Raw genomic sequence first — 15,861 nt, forward strand, 5'->3', positions numbered from 1 at the left:
ATGAGCCTGCGCGCTGCGCTGTCGATCCTTGCGCTTTCGCTGCTGGCCGGCTGCGTGTCGGGCGGCGCGAGCGACCCCCTGGCCAACCGCCAGGGGCGAACGGAGGCGGTGCGGGCCTACACGCAGCTTGGCCTGGGTTATTTGCAACAAGGTTTGACCGAACAGGCCAAGGCCCCATTGGGCAAGGCCCTGGCGCTGGATGCCGGGGATGCCGACGCCCACGCGGCTCTTGCTCTGGTGTTCCAGGCCGAAGGTGAACCTGCCCTTGCCGAGGCTCACTTCAAAAAAGCGCTGGCTTCCCACCCGGGCGACACGCGAATTCGCAACAATTACGGCAGTTTCCTATATGCTCAGCAACGTTTTGCCGAAGCCGAGCAGATGTTTCGCCTGGCCAGTGCCGATACCCTGTATCCTGAACGTTCGCGGGTGTACGAGAACCTTGGCCTGACGGCCCTGAAGCTCGACGATCGCGACCAGGCACATGCGTATCTGACCAGGGCCCTGCAACTTAACCGGCGCCAGCCCAGAGCGTTGCTGGAAATGGCTGAGTTGTCCTACGAAAACAGGCATTATGTGCCGGCCCGTGACTACTACGATCGTTTCAGCCAGTTGAGTGATCACAACGCCCGTAGCCTTCTGCTGGGCAGCCGTCTTGCCCGGGTATTCGACGAGCAGGGCACCCTGGCCGATCTGGGCCAGCAATTACAACGACTTTATCCCGGTACGCCGGAATATCAGCAATACCTGTCGGAGCAACGATGAAAGCCGCGCATCCCGAAGTAGCAGCAGCGACTGGCCAGAACCCCGGTGAGCTGTTGCGCCAGGCCCGCGAGAAACGGGAGTGGTCGCAAGCCGAGGTGGCCCGCAAGCTCAACCTCACCGTAAGTTCGCTGAACCACGTGGAAACCGGCGCCTTCGACAAGCTGCCCGGGCACACTTTCGCCCGTGGTTATATCCGCGCCTACGCCAAATTGATGGACATGGACCAGGCTTCGCTGGTCGAGGCGTTCGACCAGTACACCGGCACCCACGCCAAGGGCAGCGAAGTGCATTCGCTGGGTCGTATCGAAGAACCCGTGCGTCTTTCCCACAACATCATGCGCGGCGTCACCCTGTTGCTGCTGGTCGCCGTGGTTGGCGGCAGTTTCATCTGGTGGCAGGACCAGGGCAGCATGAAGGGCAAGGACCTGGCCAAGATCGCCCTCGAGCACGTAGAAGTTGAAAGCGCCGACGGCACCACCCAGATCCACCCGCTGGACGAGCCTGAAGACCAGGCCGTGACGGCGGGCCAGCAGCCTGAAAGCGCGCCGCTGCCGCTGGAACAGGCCCCTGCCGAGGCCGCTGCCGAAACCACCGGCGAAGCCGCCGCCGCTGCTCCTGCTCCTGCTCCGGTTCAGCAGGCACCGGCCCATGCTGTCGCGCCAGCCCCGGCCGCTCCGGTAGCAGTACCGGCCGCCCCCGTGGCCAGCGTGCCAGCCGTCGCCGCCACCGAGCCTGCCGCCCCTGCGGCCGTGCCGGCCGGCAGCGCCAAGGTTGCAATCCAGTTCACCGCCGATTGCTGGACCCAGGTGTCCGATGGCAACGGCAAGGTGCTGTTCAGCGCCATCAAGCGCAAGGGGGACAACCTCGAGCTGACCGGCAAGCCGCCATTCGCGGTACGTCTGGGCTTTGCCCGTGGCGCCCAGGTCAGCTACAACGGCCAGGCCGTCGATGTTGCCCCGTTCACCAGTGGCGAGACCGCTCGCCTGAAGTTGGGACAGTAAGTCATGCACGGCGAATCTCCGATCAAACGTCGCGAATCCCGCAAAATCTGGGTCGGCAATGTGCCGGTGGGTGGTGATGCCCCCATCGCGGTGCAGAGCATGACCAACACCGACACCAACGATGTCATGGCCACCGTGGCGCAGATCCAGCGCCTGGTCGATGCCGGCGTCGACATCGTCCGTGTCTCGGTGCCGGACATGGACGCCGCCGAGGCGTTCGGCAAGATCAAGCAGCTGGTCACTGTGCCGCTGGTTGCCGACATCCATTTCGACTACAAGATCGCCCTGCGTGTGGCCGAGCTTGGTGTCGATTGCCTGCGCATCAACCCCGGCAACATCGGCCGTGAAGACCGCGTGCGCGCGGTGGTCGATGCCGCCCGCGACCGCGGCATCCCGATCCGCATCGGCGTCAACGCCGGCTCCCTGGAAAAGGACCTGCAGAAGAAGTACGGCGAGCCGACCCCGGCCGCGCTGGTCGAATCGGCCCTGCGTCACGTGGAGCACCTCGACCGCCTGGACTTCCAGGACTTCAAGGTCAGCGTCAAGGCCTCGGACGTGTTCATGGCCGTCGAAGCCTACCGCCTGCTGGCCAAGCAGATCATCCAGCCGCTGCACCTGGGCATCACCGAAGCCGGTGGCCTGCGCTCGGGGACGGTGAAATCCGCTGTCGGCCTCGGTATGCTGCTGGCCGAAGGCATCGGCGATACCATCCGTATCTCGCTGGCGGCCGACCCGGTCGAGGAAGTGAAGGTCGGCTACGACATCCTCAAGTCGCTGCACCTGCGTTCGCGTGGCATCAACTTCATCGCCTGCCCGAGCTGCTCGCGGCAGAACTTCGATGTGGTCAAGACCATGAACGAGCTGGAAGGGCGCCTGGAAGACCTGCTGGTCCCGCTGGATGTGGCGGTGATCGGTTGCGTGGTCAACGGCCCGGGTGAAGCCAAGGAGTCCCACGTGGGGCTGACCGGCGGTACGCCGAACCTGGTCTACATCGACGGCAAGCCGGCGCAGAAGCTGACCAATGACAACCTGGTCGATGAGCTGGAGAAGCTCATCCGCCAGAAAGCGGCCGAAAAGGTCGAGGCTGACGCCGCGCTGATCGCGCGCAGCTGACACACAGATTCGTAAGGACTTTTCGTGAGCAAATCGCTGCAAGCCATCCGTGGCATGAACGACATCCTGCCAGAGCAGTCGCCGCTCTGGCGCTACTTCGAAGGCACCGTTGCCGGCCTGCTGGACACCTACGGGTACAGCCAGATCCGCACGCCGATCGTCGAATTCACCGAGCTGTTCAAGCGCTCGATCGGTGAAGTCACCGACATCGTCGAAAAAGAGATGTACACCTTCGAGGACCGCAACGGCGATTCGCTCACCCTGCGCCCTGAAGGCACCGCCGCCTGCGTACGCGCTGTACTGGAGCATGGCATCACCGGCAACGGCCAGGTGCAGAAGCTCTGGTACATCGGCCAGATGTTCCGCCACGAGCGCCCGCAGAAGGGCCGCTACCGCCAGTTCCACCAGATTGGCGTGGAAGTATTCAACCTGGACGGCCCGGACATCGACGCCGAGCTGATCATGCTGACCTGGCGCCTGTGGGGCCTGCTGGGCATCCAGGACGCGGTCAAGCTCGAGCTCAACAGCCTGGGCACCAGCGAAGCCCGTGCCCGCTACCGTGACGCGCTGGTCGAGTTCCTCTCGGCGCGCCTGGAGCAGCTTGACGAAGACAGCCAGCGCCGCCTCAAGAGCAACCCGCTGCGCATCCTCGACAGCAAGGATCAGGGCACCCAGGCGGTGCTGGTCGGCGCGCCGAAGCTGGAAGACTACCTGGACGAAGATTCCCGCGTGCACTTCGAGGGCCTCAAGGCGCGCCTCGACGCCGCCGGCATCCCGTTCGTGATCAACACCAAGCTGGTACGCGGCCTGGACTACTACAGCAAGACCGTGTTCGAGTGGGTCACCGACAAGCTCGGCGCTCAGGGCACCGTCTGCGCCGGTGGCCGTTACGACGGCCTGGTCGAGCAGATGGGCGGCAAGCCGACCACTGGCGTTGGTTTCGCCATGGGTATCGAGCGCCTGATTCTCCTGCTGGAAACCCTCGGCAAGGTCCCGGAGTCGATCAACCGCACCATCGACGTGTACCTGTGCGCCTTTGGCGAGCAGGCGGAACTGGCCGGCCTGCGCCTGTCCGAAGGCCTGCGCGACCGCTTGCCGGGCCTGCGCCTGGCGGTCAATGCTGGTGGCGGCAGCTTCAAGAGCCAGTTCAAGAAAGCCGACAAGAGCGGCGCGCTGTTCGCCCTGATCCTCGGCGACGACGAGCTGGCCAAGCAAGAGATCGGCTTGAAGCCCCTGCGTGGTCAGGGCGAACAACAGAACATTGCCTGGGATGCTCTGGCTGAGCACCTGGAAACCGCGATCGCTCAGGCGTAACGCGGTTCAACAAGCGAATAGGCGAAAAGGAGTATTGGGGTGTCGAGTACCGATGATGAACTGGCAGGGGTCAAGGACTGGTGGAACCGCAACGGCAAGCCGCTGCTGACCGGTGCCCTGCTGGCTGGCGTGGTGGTGTTGGGCTGGAATACCTGGCACAAGTACCAGAGCAACCAGTCGCAAGGTGCCTCGCAGCTGTATCAGGCTTTGCTTGAGACCAGCCTGACGCCGAATGGCCAACCAGACGCGACCAAGGTCGCGGAACTGGCCGGCAAGCTCAAGAGCGAGTTCGGCGGTACGGCGTACGCCCAGTACGGCAGCCTGTTCGTGGCCAAGGTCGCGGTCGAGAGCGGCAAGCTCGACGACGCCGCTGCCGAGCTGAAAAGCGTGCTGGACAAGCCGGCTGACGTCACTCTGGGTGAAATCTCGCGCCAGCGCCTGGCACGTGTGCTCGCCGCGCAGAACAAGGCCGAAGAGGCCCTCAAGCTGCTCGACGGCGACGCTGACAAGGCGTTCCTGGCCAGCCGCGAAGAATTGAAGGGTGACCTGCTGGTGCAGCTGGGTCGCGGCGACGATGCCCACAGTGCCTACGAAAAAGCCAAGGCCGCGCTGTCTGACGAAGCAGCGGTCGGTGGCCTGCAACTGAAGCTGGATGACCTGGCCAAAGGGGACGCGTAAGTGATCGGTTGGAAACAAGCAGCAGTGCTGACCCTGGCCGTGCTGGCCGCAGGTTGCAGCAGCAACAGCAAGAAGGAACTGCCTCCGGCCGAGCTGACCAAGTTCACCGAAGAAGTGGTGCTGAAAAAGCAGTGGAGCCGTTCGATCGGTGACGGCCAGGGCGAAACCTACAACACCCTGGTTCCGGCCATCGAGAACGACCGTATCTACGCCTCCGACGTCAACGGCGAAGTCTTCGCCCTCGACCGCATCACCGGTGACGTGGTGTGGAAGAAGGACCTGGACAAGCCGGTTTCCGGTGCGGTCGGTGTCGGCTATGGCCTGGTCATGCTCGGCACCCTCAAGGGTGAAGTGATCGCCCTGGATTCCAGCACCGGTGAGGAACGCTGGAAAGCGCGCGTCACCAGCGAAGTGCTGGCTCCGCCGGCCAACAACGGTGACGTTGTGGTGGTGCAGACCCAGGATGACCGCCTGATCGGCCTGGACGCCGCCACCGGCGACCGCCGCTGGATCTACGAAAACACCCCGGCCGTGCTGACCTTGCGTGGCACCGGCGCGCCGATCGCCACCAACCGCCTGGCCGTCGCCGGCCTGTCCACCGGCAAGGTGGTGGCGGTGGACATCAACAACGGTGTGCCGGTGTGGGAGAGCCGCGTGGCCATCCCGCAGGGCCGTTCCGAGCTGGACCGCGTGGTCGACATCGACGGCGGCCTGCTGCTGTCTGGTGGTACCCTGTATGTCAGCACCTACCAGGGCCGTGTAGCGGGCCTGGACCTGGAAAGCGGCCGCGTGCTGTGGCAGCGTGATGCTTCCAGCTACGTGGGTGTCGCCCAGGGCTACGGCAACGTCTATGTCAGCGAAGCCACCGGTACCGTTGAAAGCGTCGACGAGCGCTCTTCCAGCGCGCTGTGGAGCAACGATTCGATGGCTCGCCGCCAGCTGACCGCCCCCGAGGTGTTCTCCAGCTATGTGGCGGTCGGTGATTTCGAGGGTTACCTGCACCTGCTGAGCCAGGTCGATGGCCGTTTCGTCGGCCGTGAACGTATCGACAGCGATGGCCTGCGCGCCCGCCCACTTGTGGTCGGCGACACCATCTACGTCTTCGGCAACAGCGGCAAGCTCGAGGCACTGACCATCCGCTGAAGCTATGCTTGAAGCCTTGCCGGCTTCAGGCCGCGGCGTAGGACACGCCGCTCGAACTCCGGCCGCTGCCTTGCAGCGGCCTTTGCATTTTCAAGAATTCAAGAGTGGAGAGCCGATGGTTCCCGTAATCGCCCTGGTGGGCCGCCCGAACGTCGGCAAATCCACCATGTTCAACCGCCTGACCAAGACCCGCGATGCCATCGTCGGTGACTTGTCGGGCCTGACCCGCGACCGCCAGTATGGTGATGCCACCTGGCAGGGTCGTTCCTTCATCCTCATCGACACCGGCGGTATCACCGGTGACGAAGTGGGCATGGACGAGAAGATGGCCGAGCAGTCGCTGATGGCCATCGAAGAAGCCGACTATGTGCTGTTCCTGGTCGACGCCCGCGCCGGCATGACCGCCGCCGACCAGATGATTGCCGAGCACCTGCGCAAGCGCAACAAAGAGGCGATCCTGGTCGCCAACAAGATCGACAACATCGACGCCGACGTCGCTCGCGCCGAGTTCTCGCCGCTGGGCATGGGCAACGCCATTCCGGTGGCCGGTTCCCAGGGCCGTGGCATCAACGCCTTGATGGAAGCCGTGCTTGGCCACATCCCGCGTGACCAGGTCGAGGAAGCACTGGACGCCGAAGTCGCCGAAGGCGAGGAAGCAGTGCGCATTCCAGGCCCGAGCGAAAAGGACGGTATCAAGATCGCCATCATCGGCCGCCCGAACGTGGGCAAGTCGACCCTGGTCAACCGCATGCTCGGTGAAGAGCGCGTGGTGGTGTACGACCAGCCGGGCACTACCCGCGACAGTATCTACATCCCGTTCGAGCGTGATGACGAGAAGTACACCTTCATCGACACCGCCGGTGTACGCAAGCGCGGCAAGATCCACGAGGAAGTCGAAAAGTTCTCGGTGGTGAAGACCCTGCAGGCGATCAAGGACGCCAACGTGGTGATCTTCGTCATGGATGCCCGCGAAGGTGTGGTCGACCATGACCTCAACCTGCTGGGCTTCGCCCTGGAAGCCGGCCGCGCCATCGTCATCGCCCTGAACAAGTGGGATGGCATGGAGTCGGGCGAGCGCGACTACGTGAAGACCGAGCTGGAGCGCCGGCTGTTCTTCGTCGACTTCGCCGACATTCACTTCATCTCCGCCCTGCACGGCACCGGCGTGGGCCACCTGTACAAGTCGGTGCAGGCCGCGTTCAAGTCGGCGGTCACCCGCTGGCCGACCAGCCGCCTGACGCAGATTCTCGAAGATGCCGTCAGCGAGCACCAGCCGCCGCTGGTCAATGGCCGCCGCATCAAGCTGCGCTATGCCCACCTCGGTGGTGCCAACCCGCCGCTGATCGTGATCCACGGTAACCAGACCGACAAGATTCCGAAGTCGTACTCGCGTTACCTGGAAAACACCTACCGCCGCGTGCTGAAGCTGGTCGGTACGCCGATCCGCATCGAGTACAAGGGCGGTGAGAACCCGTACGAGGGCAAGAAGAACACCCTCACCGATCGCCAGGTCAACAAGAAGCGCCGCTTGATGTCGCACCACAAGAAGGCCGAGAAGAAGCGCCGCGACAAGCGCTGATTCCGCGTCAGCTTCTTCGCGGGCGAGCCCGCTCCCACAGGTAATGCACAGTATTCGAAATGTGTGAGGTTCCTGTGGGAGCGGGCTTGCCCGCGAATGGGCCCTTTGATCCAGCGCAATCCCCCTATTGTTTCAACCTTTTTCCTGACCGCTCGATCCGCTATGCTCGGACTCCACCCCGTGCCGGATAAACCCCAGGAAAGAGGGCTCCATGATCCGCAGCAAACTGCCGAATGTCGGCACGACCATCTTCACCACCATGTCCCAGCTCGCCATGCAGACCGGCGCGCTCAACCTGTCCCAAGGTTTCCCCGACTTCAACGGCCCGCAGGCACTGCTCGATGCAGTCGGCCGGCACGTGGCCGCCGGGCATAACCAGTATTCGCCGATGACCGGTTTGCCGGCCTTGCGCCAGCAGGTGGCGGCCAAGGTCGGGCGGTTGTATGGCGCCCAGGTCGATGCCGACCAGGAAGTGACCATCACCCCAGGCGCTACCGAAGCGATCTTCTGCGCCATCCAGGCGGTAATCCACGCCGGCGACGAGGTGATCGTCTTCGATCCCTGCTACGACAGCTACGAGCCCTCTGTGGAGCTGGCGGGCGGGCGTTGTGTGCATGTGCAACTGAGCGACGGTGACTTCCGCATCGACTGGCAGCAGTTCAGCGATGCCCTGAGCCCACGCACGCGGATGGTGATCCTCAACTCACCCCACAACCCCAGCGGTGCGCTGATCAGCCGTGAAGACCTCGACCAGCTGGCGCGGCTGATCGGCGACCGCGATATCTACCTGGTCAGCGACGAAGTTTACGAGCACCTGGTCTACGACGGCGTGCGCCATGCCAGCGTGCTCGCCCACGAGCAGCTGTACCAGCGGGCATTCGTCGTCAGTTCGTTCGGCAAGACTTACCACGTCACCGGCTGGAAAACCGGCTACGTGATAGCGCCGCCGGCCTTGAGCGCCGAGCTGCGCAAGGTGCACCAGTACGTCAACTTCTGCGGCGTGACGCCGCTGCAATGCGCATTGGCGGACTTCATGGCCGAGCACCCGGAGCACATCGATGAGCTGCCGGCCTTCTACCAGGCCAAGCGCGACCTGTTCTGCGACCTGCTCGAAAGCTCACGTTTCAGCTTTACCCGCACCGCAGGCACCTATTTCCAGCTGGTGGACTACTCGCAGATCCGCCCCGACCTGAACGATGTCGACATGGCCTTGTGGCTCACCCGTGAACACGGTGTGGCGACCATCCCGGTGTCGGTGTTCTACCAGCAACCCATCCCCGAGCAACGCCTGGTGCGCCTGTGCTTTGCCAAACGTGAGGAGACGCTGCGTCAGGCAGCGGAAAAACTATGCGCGATCTGAGTGCACTGCCCAACCTGAAAGTCGCCCTGGTCCAGACCACCCTGGCGTGGCATGACCGTGAGGCCAACTACGCGCATTTCGAGGTGCTGCTGGACCAGGCCCGTGGTGCCGATCTGGTGGTGCTGCCGGAGATGTTCACCACGGGTTTTTCCATGCAGTCGCAAGCCTTGTGCGAGCCTGAGAACGGCCCGACCTACAAATGGCTCAAAGCCCAGGCCAAGCGCATCGATGCGGTGATCACCGGCAGCGTGATCATCCAGGCCGCCGACGGCAGCCACCGCAACCGTCTGCTGTGGGCGCGGCCGGATGGCGAGATCCTGCATTACGACAAGCGTCACCTGTTCCGCATGGCGGGCGAACACAAGCACTACACCCCGGGTGAGCGCCAGGTACAGTTCGAGGTCAAGGGGTGGCGGGTGCGCCCGCTGATCTGCTACGACCTGCGCTTCCCGGTGTGGAGCTGTGATGCCCAGGACACCGACCTGCTGCTGTACACCGCCAACTGGCCCGCGGCACGGCGCCAGCACTGGAACCGGCTGTTGCCGGCGCGGGGTATCGAGAACCTGTGCTATGTGGCGGCAGTGAACCGAGTGGGGACGGACGGCAAAGGCTTTGCCTATTCCGGCGACAGCCAGGTGCTGGACTTCCAGGGCGAAAGCCTGCTCAGTGCAGGGGAGGCCGACGGGGTGTTCACTGCAGTGTTGAGCGCGGCGGAGCTGGCGGCCTACCGCACCAAGTTCCCGGCCAACCTGGATGCCGATACCTTCGAGCTGCACTAATACAGAGCCGGCCTCTTCGCGGGCAAGCCCGCTCCCACAGGTGATGCACAGCCTTCGAGATCTGTGAGTCACCTGTGGGAGCGGGCTTGCCCGCGAAGAGGCCAGCCCTTGGTTACATCAACGTCCGATCAGTACACATCCCGCCGATACCGCCCATCCTCGACGAGCTGCTGCACCGCTTCTTCCCCAAGAATGCCCTTGAGCGCTGCATCCACGCCAGCCGCCATCCCTTGCAGGCTGCCGCAGACATAAACGCAAGCCCCGTCAGCCACCCAGCGCTTGAGTTCCTCGGCGTGCTGCAGCAGCACATCCTGCACATACACTTTCTCGGCCTGATCCCGCGAAAACGCCAGGTCCAGCCGCGCCAGGTCGCCGCTGTCGAGCCAGCCCTGCAGCTCTGCGCCACACAGCAGGTCATGCGCCCGGTTGCGTTCGCCAAACAGCAGCCAGTTGCGCTGTTCGCCAGCATTGATCCGCGCCCGCATCAGGCTGCGCAGGCCAGCCAGGCCGGTGCCGTTGCCGATCAGGATCATCGGTGCCGCCGTGTCCGGGAGGTGGAAACCACTGTTGCGGCGCAGGCGCAGGCTCAAGGTGCCACCCTGCGGCAGGTACTCGGTCAGCCAGCCGGAACCCAGGCCGAGGTTGCCGTCGGCATGGCGCTCCTGGCGCACGATCAGTTGCAGCACGCCATCGCTGGCGATCGAGGCAATCGAATACTCGCGGCTGCCGATCGGCACCAATGCATCGACCAGCGCTTGCGGGTGCAGGCCGATCAGGTGATCGCGACGGCTTGGCAACTGGCGGCCAGCCAACGCCTGGCCCAAGGTTTGCTGCAGGCCTTCGATGTGGACGATGGCCTTGGCGTCCAGTGCCATGCCGTCGAGGAACGCATCGATCCGTGGCTGGCCATTGAGTGGCAGGATTTCCACCAGGTCTCCGGCTTCCCAGCTGGCCGGTTGCTCGGGTTGCAGGCCCAGCAGGTAGACCGGTTGGCCCTGGCTGCCTGGGTTGAGCAGGTCGCGCTGCACCAGGGTCCAGTTGCCGAAACTTGGCGGCTGCCAGGCGCTGACGGGCTGGGCACCGGTCAGTTGCGCCAGTTCCTGCTGCCACTGTTGCAGGGCGGCCTGGTCAGCGTTGTCCACTTCCACCGGGCTGAATGCGCTGCTGGCGCCACGCTCGGCAAGCCACGCCTGCAGGCGCCGGGCGAAGCCGCAGAAGTGCGGATACTGGCGGTCGCCAAGGGCGAGCAGGGCATAGTTGAGGTTGCTCAGTGCCCAGGGTTGGCCGAGGACCTTGCGTTCGAAGCCGCGGGCGCTGTCGGGCGCTTCGCCGTCGCCGAAGGTGCTGACCACGAACAGGGCGCGGCGCGTCTGGCGCAACTCGTCTTCACCCAGGTCGGCGAGGGCGCGTACCTGTACCGACAAGCCGGCGGCCTGCAACTGCCCGGCACTTTGCCAGGCCAGCTGCTCGGCAAAGCCGCTCTGGCTGGCGAAGCCGATCAGCCAGCTGTCGCCGCTGGCCTGGGTACTGTCGACATTGCCGCGGGCGGCACGCACCTGGCGCTTCTTGCGCCGGCGGTCGAGGTACAGCAACCAGCCGGTGACGAAGAACAGCGGCATGGTCAGGCTGGCTAGGGTGACGATGATGCGCCCCGGCAGGCCGAAGTATTCGCCGACGTGCAGGGCGTAGACGCTCTGCAGCAGCTGCGCCTTGAACGACTTGTCGGTGTAGCGGTCCTGGCTTTTGACCTGGCCGGTGGCCGGGTCGAGCACCAGGGTGTTGAACGCGCGCGGGTGGGCGGCGTCCTCCAGCAGATAGAACAGGTTGGCCGGCTGGCCGCCCGCCGGCGGCAGGCGCAGGTTGTAGATGGCCAGGCCCGGGCCGGCAGCATCCTTGAGGTTGGCCCAGATGGCGTCGTAGTCGACCACCAGCGGCGGCGCGTTCTTGTCGACCTTGGGTGGCCCGTGGCGGCCACGGCCTTCGCCACGCTTCTGCTGCTGCCCGGCGGCGGGTTCGTCTGCCAGCAGTTTGTTAAGCCCTGAGCGATACCATTCGTAGGACCAGAACAGACCGGTCAGCGCGAACAGCAGATAGAACAGCAGGCACCAGGTACCGGCCACGGCGTGCAGGTCCCAGTTGAAGGCGCGGCCTTTCTTGGCCCAGTCGAAGGTCAGCCAGGTGCGCCAGTTCAGCGCCTTGCGCGGCCAGCGCAGGTACAGGCCGGACAGGCAGAAGAACACCAGCATCAGGGTGCAGGCACCGGTGATCTGGCGGCCAGTGTCGCCCATGGCGAGGAAGCGGTGCAGGGTCAGCATCAGGTTGAAGAAGCCTTGCCCGCTGGCCTCGCCCTTGAGCTCGCCGGTGTACGGGTCGGCATAGCGCAGTGCGCCGCGGCGTTCACCTGGCGGTGGAGTGAAGAACACCCGCGCGGCGTTGCCTTCGCGCACGTCCACCCACAGCATCGACACCTTGTCGCCTTGCTCGGCCTCGACCCGGCGCACCAGCTCGGCCGGTGGCAGCACGCCCTCGGCGCGCACCTCGACCTTGAGCACATCGGCGTTGAAGGCGCGCAGCAGCTCTTCCTGGAACGAGTACAGCGCACCGGTGATGCCCATCAAGGCCAGCACCAGGCCAGCGGTAATGCCAAAGAACCAGTGCAGCTGGAACAGTGTCTTCTTCACCACATCTCTCACCTTGTGTAGCTGCCACAGACTGCGCGGCGTGCATTATGCCTTGATACGCAAAAGCCCCGCTCACAGGTATGAACGGGGCGGGGGTGGGCTTCGTTTATGTCTGTTTCGGCCCCTTCGCGGGCAAGCCCGCTTCCACAGGTGCTCCACAGGATTCGAGGACTGTGGTGTCGCTGTGGGAGCGGGCTTGCCCGCGAAGAGGGCGATTCAGGCTAGCCCAACCCCATCATCAGAAGTGAACGCTGGTGGTCAGCAATGCCGTCCTGCCCGCCGCCTGGTTGGCGAAGTGGGTGGAGAAGGCCTTGTCGTAGTACACCTCGTTGGTCAGGTTCTGCACGTTCAGCTGCAGGTCGACGTTCTTGGTCAGCTTGTAGGCGGCCATGGCGTCGTAGCGCACATAGCTGTCGACCATGGTGGTGTTGGCCACGCTGCCGTACACATCATCCACGTAGAACGCACCGCCACCGACAGTCAGCTTTGGCGTGATCGAGTAGGTTGTCCACAGGCTGGCGCTGTTGTTCGGCGTGTTCGGCAGCTGGTTGCCGTCGTTGGCCTTGCCCAGCGGGCCGCCGTCGATCTGGCGCGCTTCCATGTAGGTGTAGCCGGCGAACACCTGCCACTTGTCGGTGATCTTGCCGCTGGCCGACAGCTCGATGCCCTGTACGCGGGTTTCGCCGACGTTTTCGTAGCTGGTGGTGTCCACCTGGACGCGGGCGTTTTCCTTCTCGGTGCGGAACAGCGCGGCGGCCAGGGACAGGCGCTCGTTGAGCAGGTCCCACTTGGTGCCGATCTCGTAGTTGGTGGTTTCTTCCGGCTCCATGTCGCTGCTCAGCAGGTTGCCGGAGCGATCGGTGGTGTTGCCCAGCGGATTGCCTTCAGTGCCTTCACCGAGCATTGCACCAGGTGGGGTTGCTGAGGTCGCGTAGGACACGTAGATGCTACCGTTGTCGGCCGGTTTCCACACCAGGCCCAGCTGGCCGGTGACGAACTCACTGGTGTCCTTGCCCTTGGAGACGATGCCCTTGGTACTTACCGTAGTGCTGCCGTTGGCGTTGTAGCCACGGTATTGGGTGTCGAAGTGGTCGTAACGCAGGCCCATGTTCAGCAGCCACTGGGGGGACAGTTCGAGGGTGTCGAACACGTAGATGGCCCGGGTGTTGCTCTTGGTGTTGGTGCCGGCGTAATTGCGCGAGATTGCACCGTTCCACGGATCATCCGGGTTCGGGTTGCTCAGCGAGGTACAGTTGTAGCCGCTGGTAGCTCCAATCATGCCTGGGGTGCAATTGGTGTTGGCTGCGCCACCGGCGACGGTGTCGGTGTCGACGTTGTAGCTTTCGCGGTCGCTTTCCTCACGGCTCAATTCGATACCGGTGGAGAAGCTGTTCTTCATGCTGCCCAGGTAGAACTCACCAAACAGGTCGGTCTGGTTGGTGGTAGTGGCGGTGTTGCCAACGCGGGTGTTGGCACGGCGCCAGACGCTGCCGTTGTTGACGTTGCCCTTGCTGTCATCGGGCTGGGTCAGGATGTAGTCCTGCATGCTGTTGCCGTGACGGAAGGTGTTCTTGATGGTCAGCGAGTCGGTCAGGTCGTGCTCGATGGCGAAGGTGGCGATATCCACCCGGCTCTTGCGGAAGTCGCGGTCGGTCAGGCCGTAGAAGTTGTCGCTGTCGCCGCCGTCGTATGGCTTGCTCGGGTGAGCAGAGGTCCGCGCGGCGCTGCCAGCGGTCGGGATGGTGTACGGGATGCCCGAATCTGGCAGGTCGTCGCTTTCGAGGTGGTAGTAGTCGAGGTTGACCCGGGTCGCGGTGCCCAGGCCGAAGGCCAGCGACGGGGCGATACCCCAGCGGTCGTAGTTGACCTTGTCACGGCCGGCAACGTTGCTTTCGTGGGTCATCAGGTTCAGGCGCCCGGCAACGGTGTCACTGAACTGGTAGTTGCCATCGAAGGTGTAGCGCTGGGTCTGGTCGCTGCCCCAGGTCCAGGCACCGTCGAGCGAGTTGCCCAGGTGCGCGCGCTTGCTCACCAGGTTGATGGTGCCGCCAGCGGCACCGCGGCCACCGATGGCCGAGTTCGGGCCCTTGGCCACTTCGACCGATTCGATGGCGAAGATTTCGCGGGTCTGGGCGCCGGTGTCGCGCACGCCGTCCAGGTAAGTGTCACCCTGGGCGTCGAAGCCGCGGATGAACGGGCGGTCGCCTTGCGGGTTGCCGCCTTCGCCGGCACCGAAGGTGATGCCAGGCACGGTGCGCAGGGCGTCCTGCAGGGTCAGGGCGTTGGTGTCCTTGATCACTTGCTGCGGGATCACGGTGACCGAGCGCGGGGTGTCCACTAGCGGTGCGGTGTACTTCTGCGAGGAGGCCTTCTCGACCTTGTAATCGGTGCTGGCCTGCTCAGCCTTGCCATTGACGCTGGTGGCGTCCAGGGTGATGGCGTTGCTGGCAGCCGGGTCAGCCGCGTAAGCGCCCGAAGCGCTGAGGGCGACACCGATGGCCGAGACGATCAGGCGTGGTGAACTCACTGCAGATGGTACGTGACGCATTGTTGTAGGCCTTCCCCAAGGTGTGAAGGCCGCGGATGTTAATGTAAGGATTTGTAAGGCACAATTGAGACTCGTTACCATTCGCTATGAATTTACAATCTTTACATATTCTCTTTACGTTTTGTGGACGCTGAATCGTCTAAAGCGCAGCCAGGGCTTGTGCGGCGTAAAAGGGAATCAATATCATTGACGCTTTACGGATCTTAACGGTGCCGCCGCCATGCTGCTTCATATCCCAGGGTTGTTCGACGCCGATGAGCTGGCCCGTATTCGCGAGGCGCTGGAGCAGACCGACTGGGCCGACGGCAAAGTCACGGCCGGTTACCAGTCGGCCAAGGCCAAGCACAACCTGCAACTGCCGGAAGGGCACCCGCTGGCCAAGGAGATCGGCAGCGCCCTGATCGACCGCTTGTGGCAGACCCCGCGTTTCATGTCGGCGGCCTTGCCACACAAGGTGTTCCCGCCATTGATCAACTGCTACCGCGAGGGCGGCAACTTCGGCTTCCACATCGACAATGCCCTGCGCCAGCCCAAGGGCAGCCCGGAACGGGTGCGCACCGACCTGTCCTCGACCCTGTTCCTCAGCGACCCGGACAGCTACGACGGCGGCGAACTGGTGATCCAGGACACCTACGGCCTGCAGCAGGTCAAGCTGGCGGCCGGCGACCTGGTGCTGTACCCCGGCACCAGCCTGCACAAGGTCAACCCGGTGACCCGTGGTGTGCGCTACGCGGCGTTCTTCTGGACCCAGAGCCTGGTGCGCGAGGACAGCCAGCGGGCCTTGCTGTTCGAGATGGACAATGCCATCCAGCAGCTCACTGCCGATGTGCCAGACCACCCGTCGCTGCTGCAACTGACCGGCACCTACCACAACCTGCTGCGCCGCTGGGCCGAGGTCTGAGC

12 protein-coding genes are annotated in these 15,861 nt (G+C 64.1%); 10 read left to right on the forward strand and 2 right to left on the reverse strand.

The window, feature by feature from the left end; translation table 11 throughout:
• The 9 genes from pilW to OCX61_RS04395 all read left to right on the forward strand — a co-directional run bounded on the left by pilW (position 1) and on the right by OCX61_RS04395 (position 9,729).
• Entirely contained in the window at positions 1-762 is a 762-nt protein-coding gene (gene pilW, locus OCX61_RS04355; RefSeq protein ID WP_261942753.1) for a type IV pilus biogenesis/stability protein PilW, read from the forward strand.
• Positions 759-1,763: a RodZ domain-containing protein gene (locus OCX61_RS04360; protein ID WP_261942754.1), complete on the forward strand. Its 1,005-nt coding sequence runs from the start codon at positions 759-761 to the stop codon at positions 1,761-1,763. The genes pilW and OCX61_RS04360 overlap by 4 nt, the downstream gene beginning before the upstream one ends.
• A 3-nt stretch (positions 1,764-1,766) precedes the next feature.
• Positions 1,767-2,876, forward strand: coding sequence for a flavodoxin-dependent (E)-4-hydroxy-3-methylbut-2-enyl-diphosphate synthase (gene ispG, locus OCX61_RS04365; protein WP_261942755.1), 1,110 nt, complete (start codon positions 1,767-1,769; stop codon positions 2,874-2,876).
• Between the two features lie 24 nt (positions 2,877-2,900).
• Positions 2,901-4,190 carry a histidine--tRNA ligase gene (hisS, locus tag OCX61_RS04370; protein ID WP_085673698.1) on the forward strand — a complete coding sequence of 430 codons (1,290 nt, stop codon included), beginning with the start codon at positions 2,901-2,903 and terminating at the stop codon, positions 4,188-4,190.
• A 39-nt stretch (positions 4,191-4,229) separates the two neighbouring features.
• Positions 4,230-4,868: a tetratricopeptide repeat protein gene (locus tag OCX61_RS04375; protein ID WP_054887573.1), complete on the forward strand. Its 639-nt coding sequence runs from the start codon at positions 4,230-4,232 to the stop codon at positions 4,866-4,868.
• Entirely contained in the window at positions 4,869-6,011 is a 1,143-nt protein-coding gene (gene bamB, locus OCX61_RS04380) for an outer membrane protein assembly factor BamB (RefSeq protein ID WP_027920270.1), read from the forward strand.
• A gap of 115 nt (positions 6,012-6,126) precedes the next feature.
• Entirely contained in the window at positions 6,127-7,590 is a 1,464-nt protein-coding gene (gene der / locus OCX61_RS04385) for a ribosome biogenesis GTPase Der (RefSeq protein ID WP_261942756.1), read from the forward strand.
• A 211-nt stretch (positions 7,591-7,801) separates the two neighbouring features.
• The gene (locus tag OCX61_RS04390; protein ID WP_261942757.1) at positions 7,802-8,950 is read left to right on the forward strand and encodes a pyridoxal phosphate-dependent aminotransferase; all 1,149 of its coding nucleotides are present in this window, start codon (positions 7,802-7,804) and stop codon (positions 8,948-8,950) included.
• A complete protein-coding gene (locus OCX61_RS04395) occupies positions 8,938-9,729 on the forward strand; it encodes an amidohydrolase (RefSeq protein ID WP_261942758.1) in 792 nt (263 codons plus the stop codon). Before OCX61_RS04390 ends, OCX61_RS04395 begins: the two co-directional genes overlap by 13 nt.
• Positions 9,730-9,857: 128 nt before the next feature.
• Here the strand turns inward: OCX61_RS04395 and OCX61_RS04400 are convergent, their stop codons facing one another.
• Together OCX61_RS04400 and OCX61_RS04405 are read right to left on the reverse strand one after the other, a co-directional pair.
• Complete coding sequence (locus OCX61_RS04400) at positions 9,858-12,413, reverse strand: PepSY domain-containing protein (protein ID WP_261942759.1); 2,556 nt, start codon at positions 12,411-12,413, stop codon at positions 9,858-9,860.
• A gap of 235 nt (positions 12,414-12,648) precedes the next feature.
• On the reverse strand, positions 12,649-14,958 hold the full coding sequence (locus OCX61_RS04405; protein ID WP_261942760.1) for a TonB-dependent receptor: 2,310 nt from the start codon (positions 14,956-14,958) through the stop codon (positions 12,649-12,651).
• A 220-nt stretch (positions 14,959-15,178) separates the two neighbouring features.
• Here OCX61_RS04405 and OCX61_RS04410 point away from each other — a divergent pair, with 220 nt between their 5' ends.
• Complete coding sequence (locus tag OCX61_RS04410; protein ID WP_261942761.1) at positions 15,179-15,859, forward strand: Fe2+-dependent dioxygenase; 681 nt, start codon at positions 15,179-15,181, stop codon at positions 15,857-15,859.
• The last annotated feature ends 2 nt before the right edge of the window (positions 15,860-15,861 follow it).

The organism is Pseudomonas sp. LRP2-20, from assembly GCF_024349685.1.
Taxonomy (GTDB): domain Bacteria; phylum Pseudomonadota; class Gammaproteobacteria; order Pseudomonadales; family Pseudomonadaceae; genus Aquipseudomonas.

Coding starts and splice junctions, on each gene's coding strand:
- OCX61_RS04410 (WP_261942761.1), top strand. CDS start 15,179: ATGCTGCTTCATATCCCAGGGTTGTTCGACGCCGATGAGCTGGCCCGT.
- OCX61_RS04395 (WP_261942758.1), top strand. CDS start 8,938: ATGCGCGATCTGAGTGCACTGCCCAACCTGAAAGTCGCCCTGGTCCAG.
- ispG (WP_261942755.1), top strand. CDS start 1,767: ATGCACGGCGAATCTCCGATCAAACGTCGCGAATCCCGCAAAATCTGG.
- pilW (WP_261942753.1), top strand. CDS start 1: ATGAGCCTGCGCGCTGCGCTGTCGATCCTTGCGCTTTCGCTGCTGGCC.
- OCX61_RS04360 (WP_261942754.1), top strand. CDS start 759: ATGAAAGCCGCGCATCCCGAAGTAGCAGCAGCGACTGGCCAGAACCCC.
- OCX61_RS04390 (WP_261942757.1), top strand. CDS start 7,802: ATGATCCGCAGCAAACTGCCGAATGTCGGCACGACCATCTTCACCACC.
- der (WP_261942756.1), top strand. CDS start 6,127: ATGGTTCCCGTAATCGCCCTGGTGGGCCGCCCGAACGTCGGCAAATCC.
- OCX61_RS04405 (WP_261942760.1), bottom strand. CDS start 14,958: ATGCGTCACGTACCATCTGCAGTGAGTTCACCACGCCTGATCGTCTCG.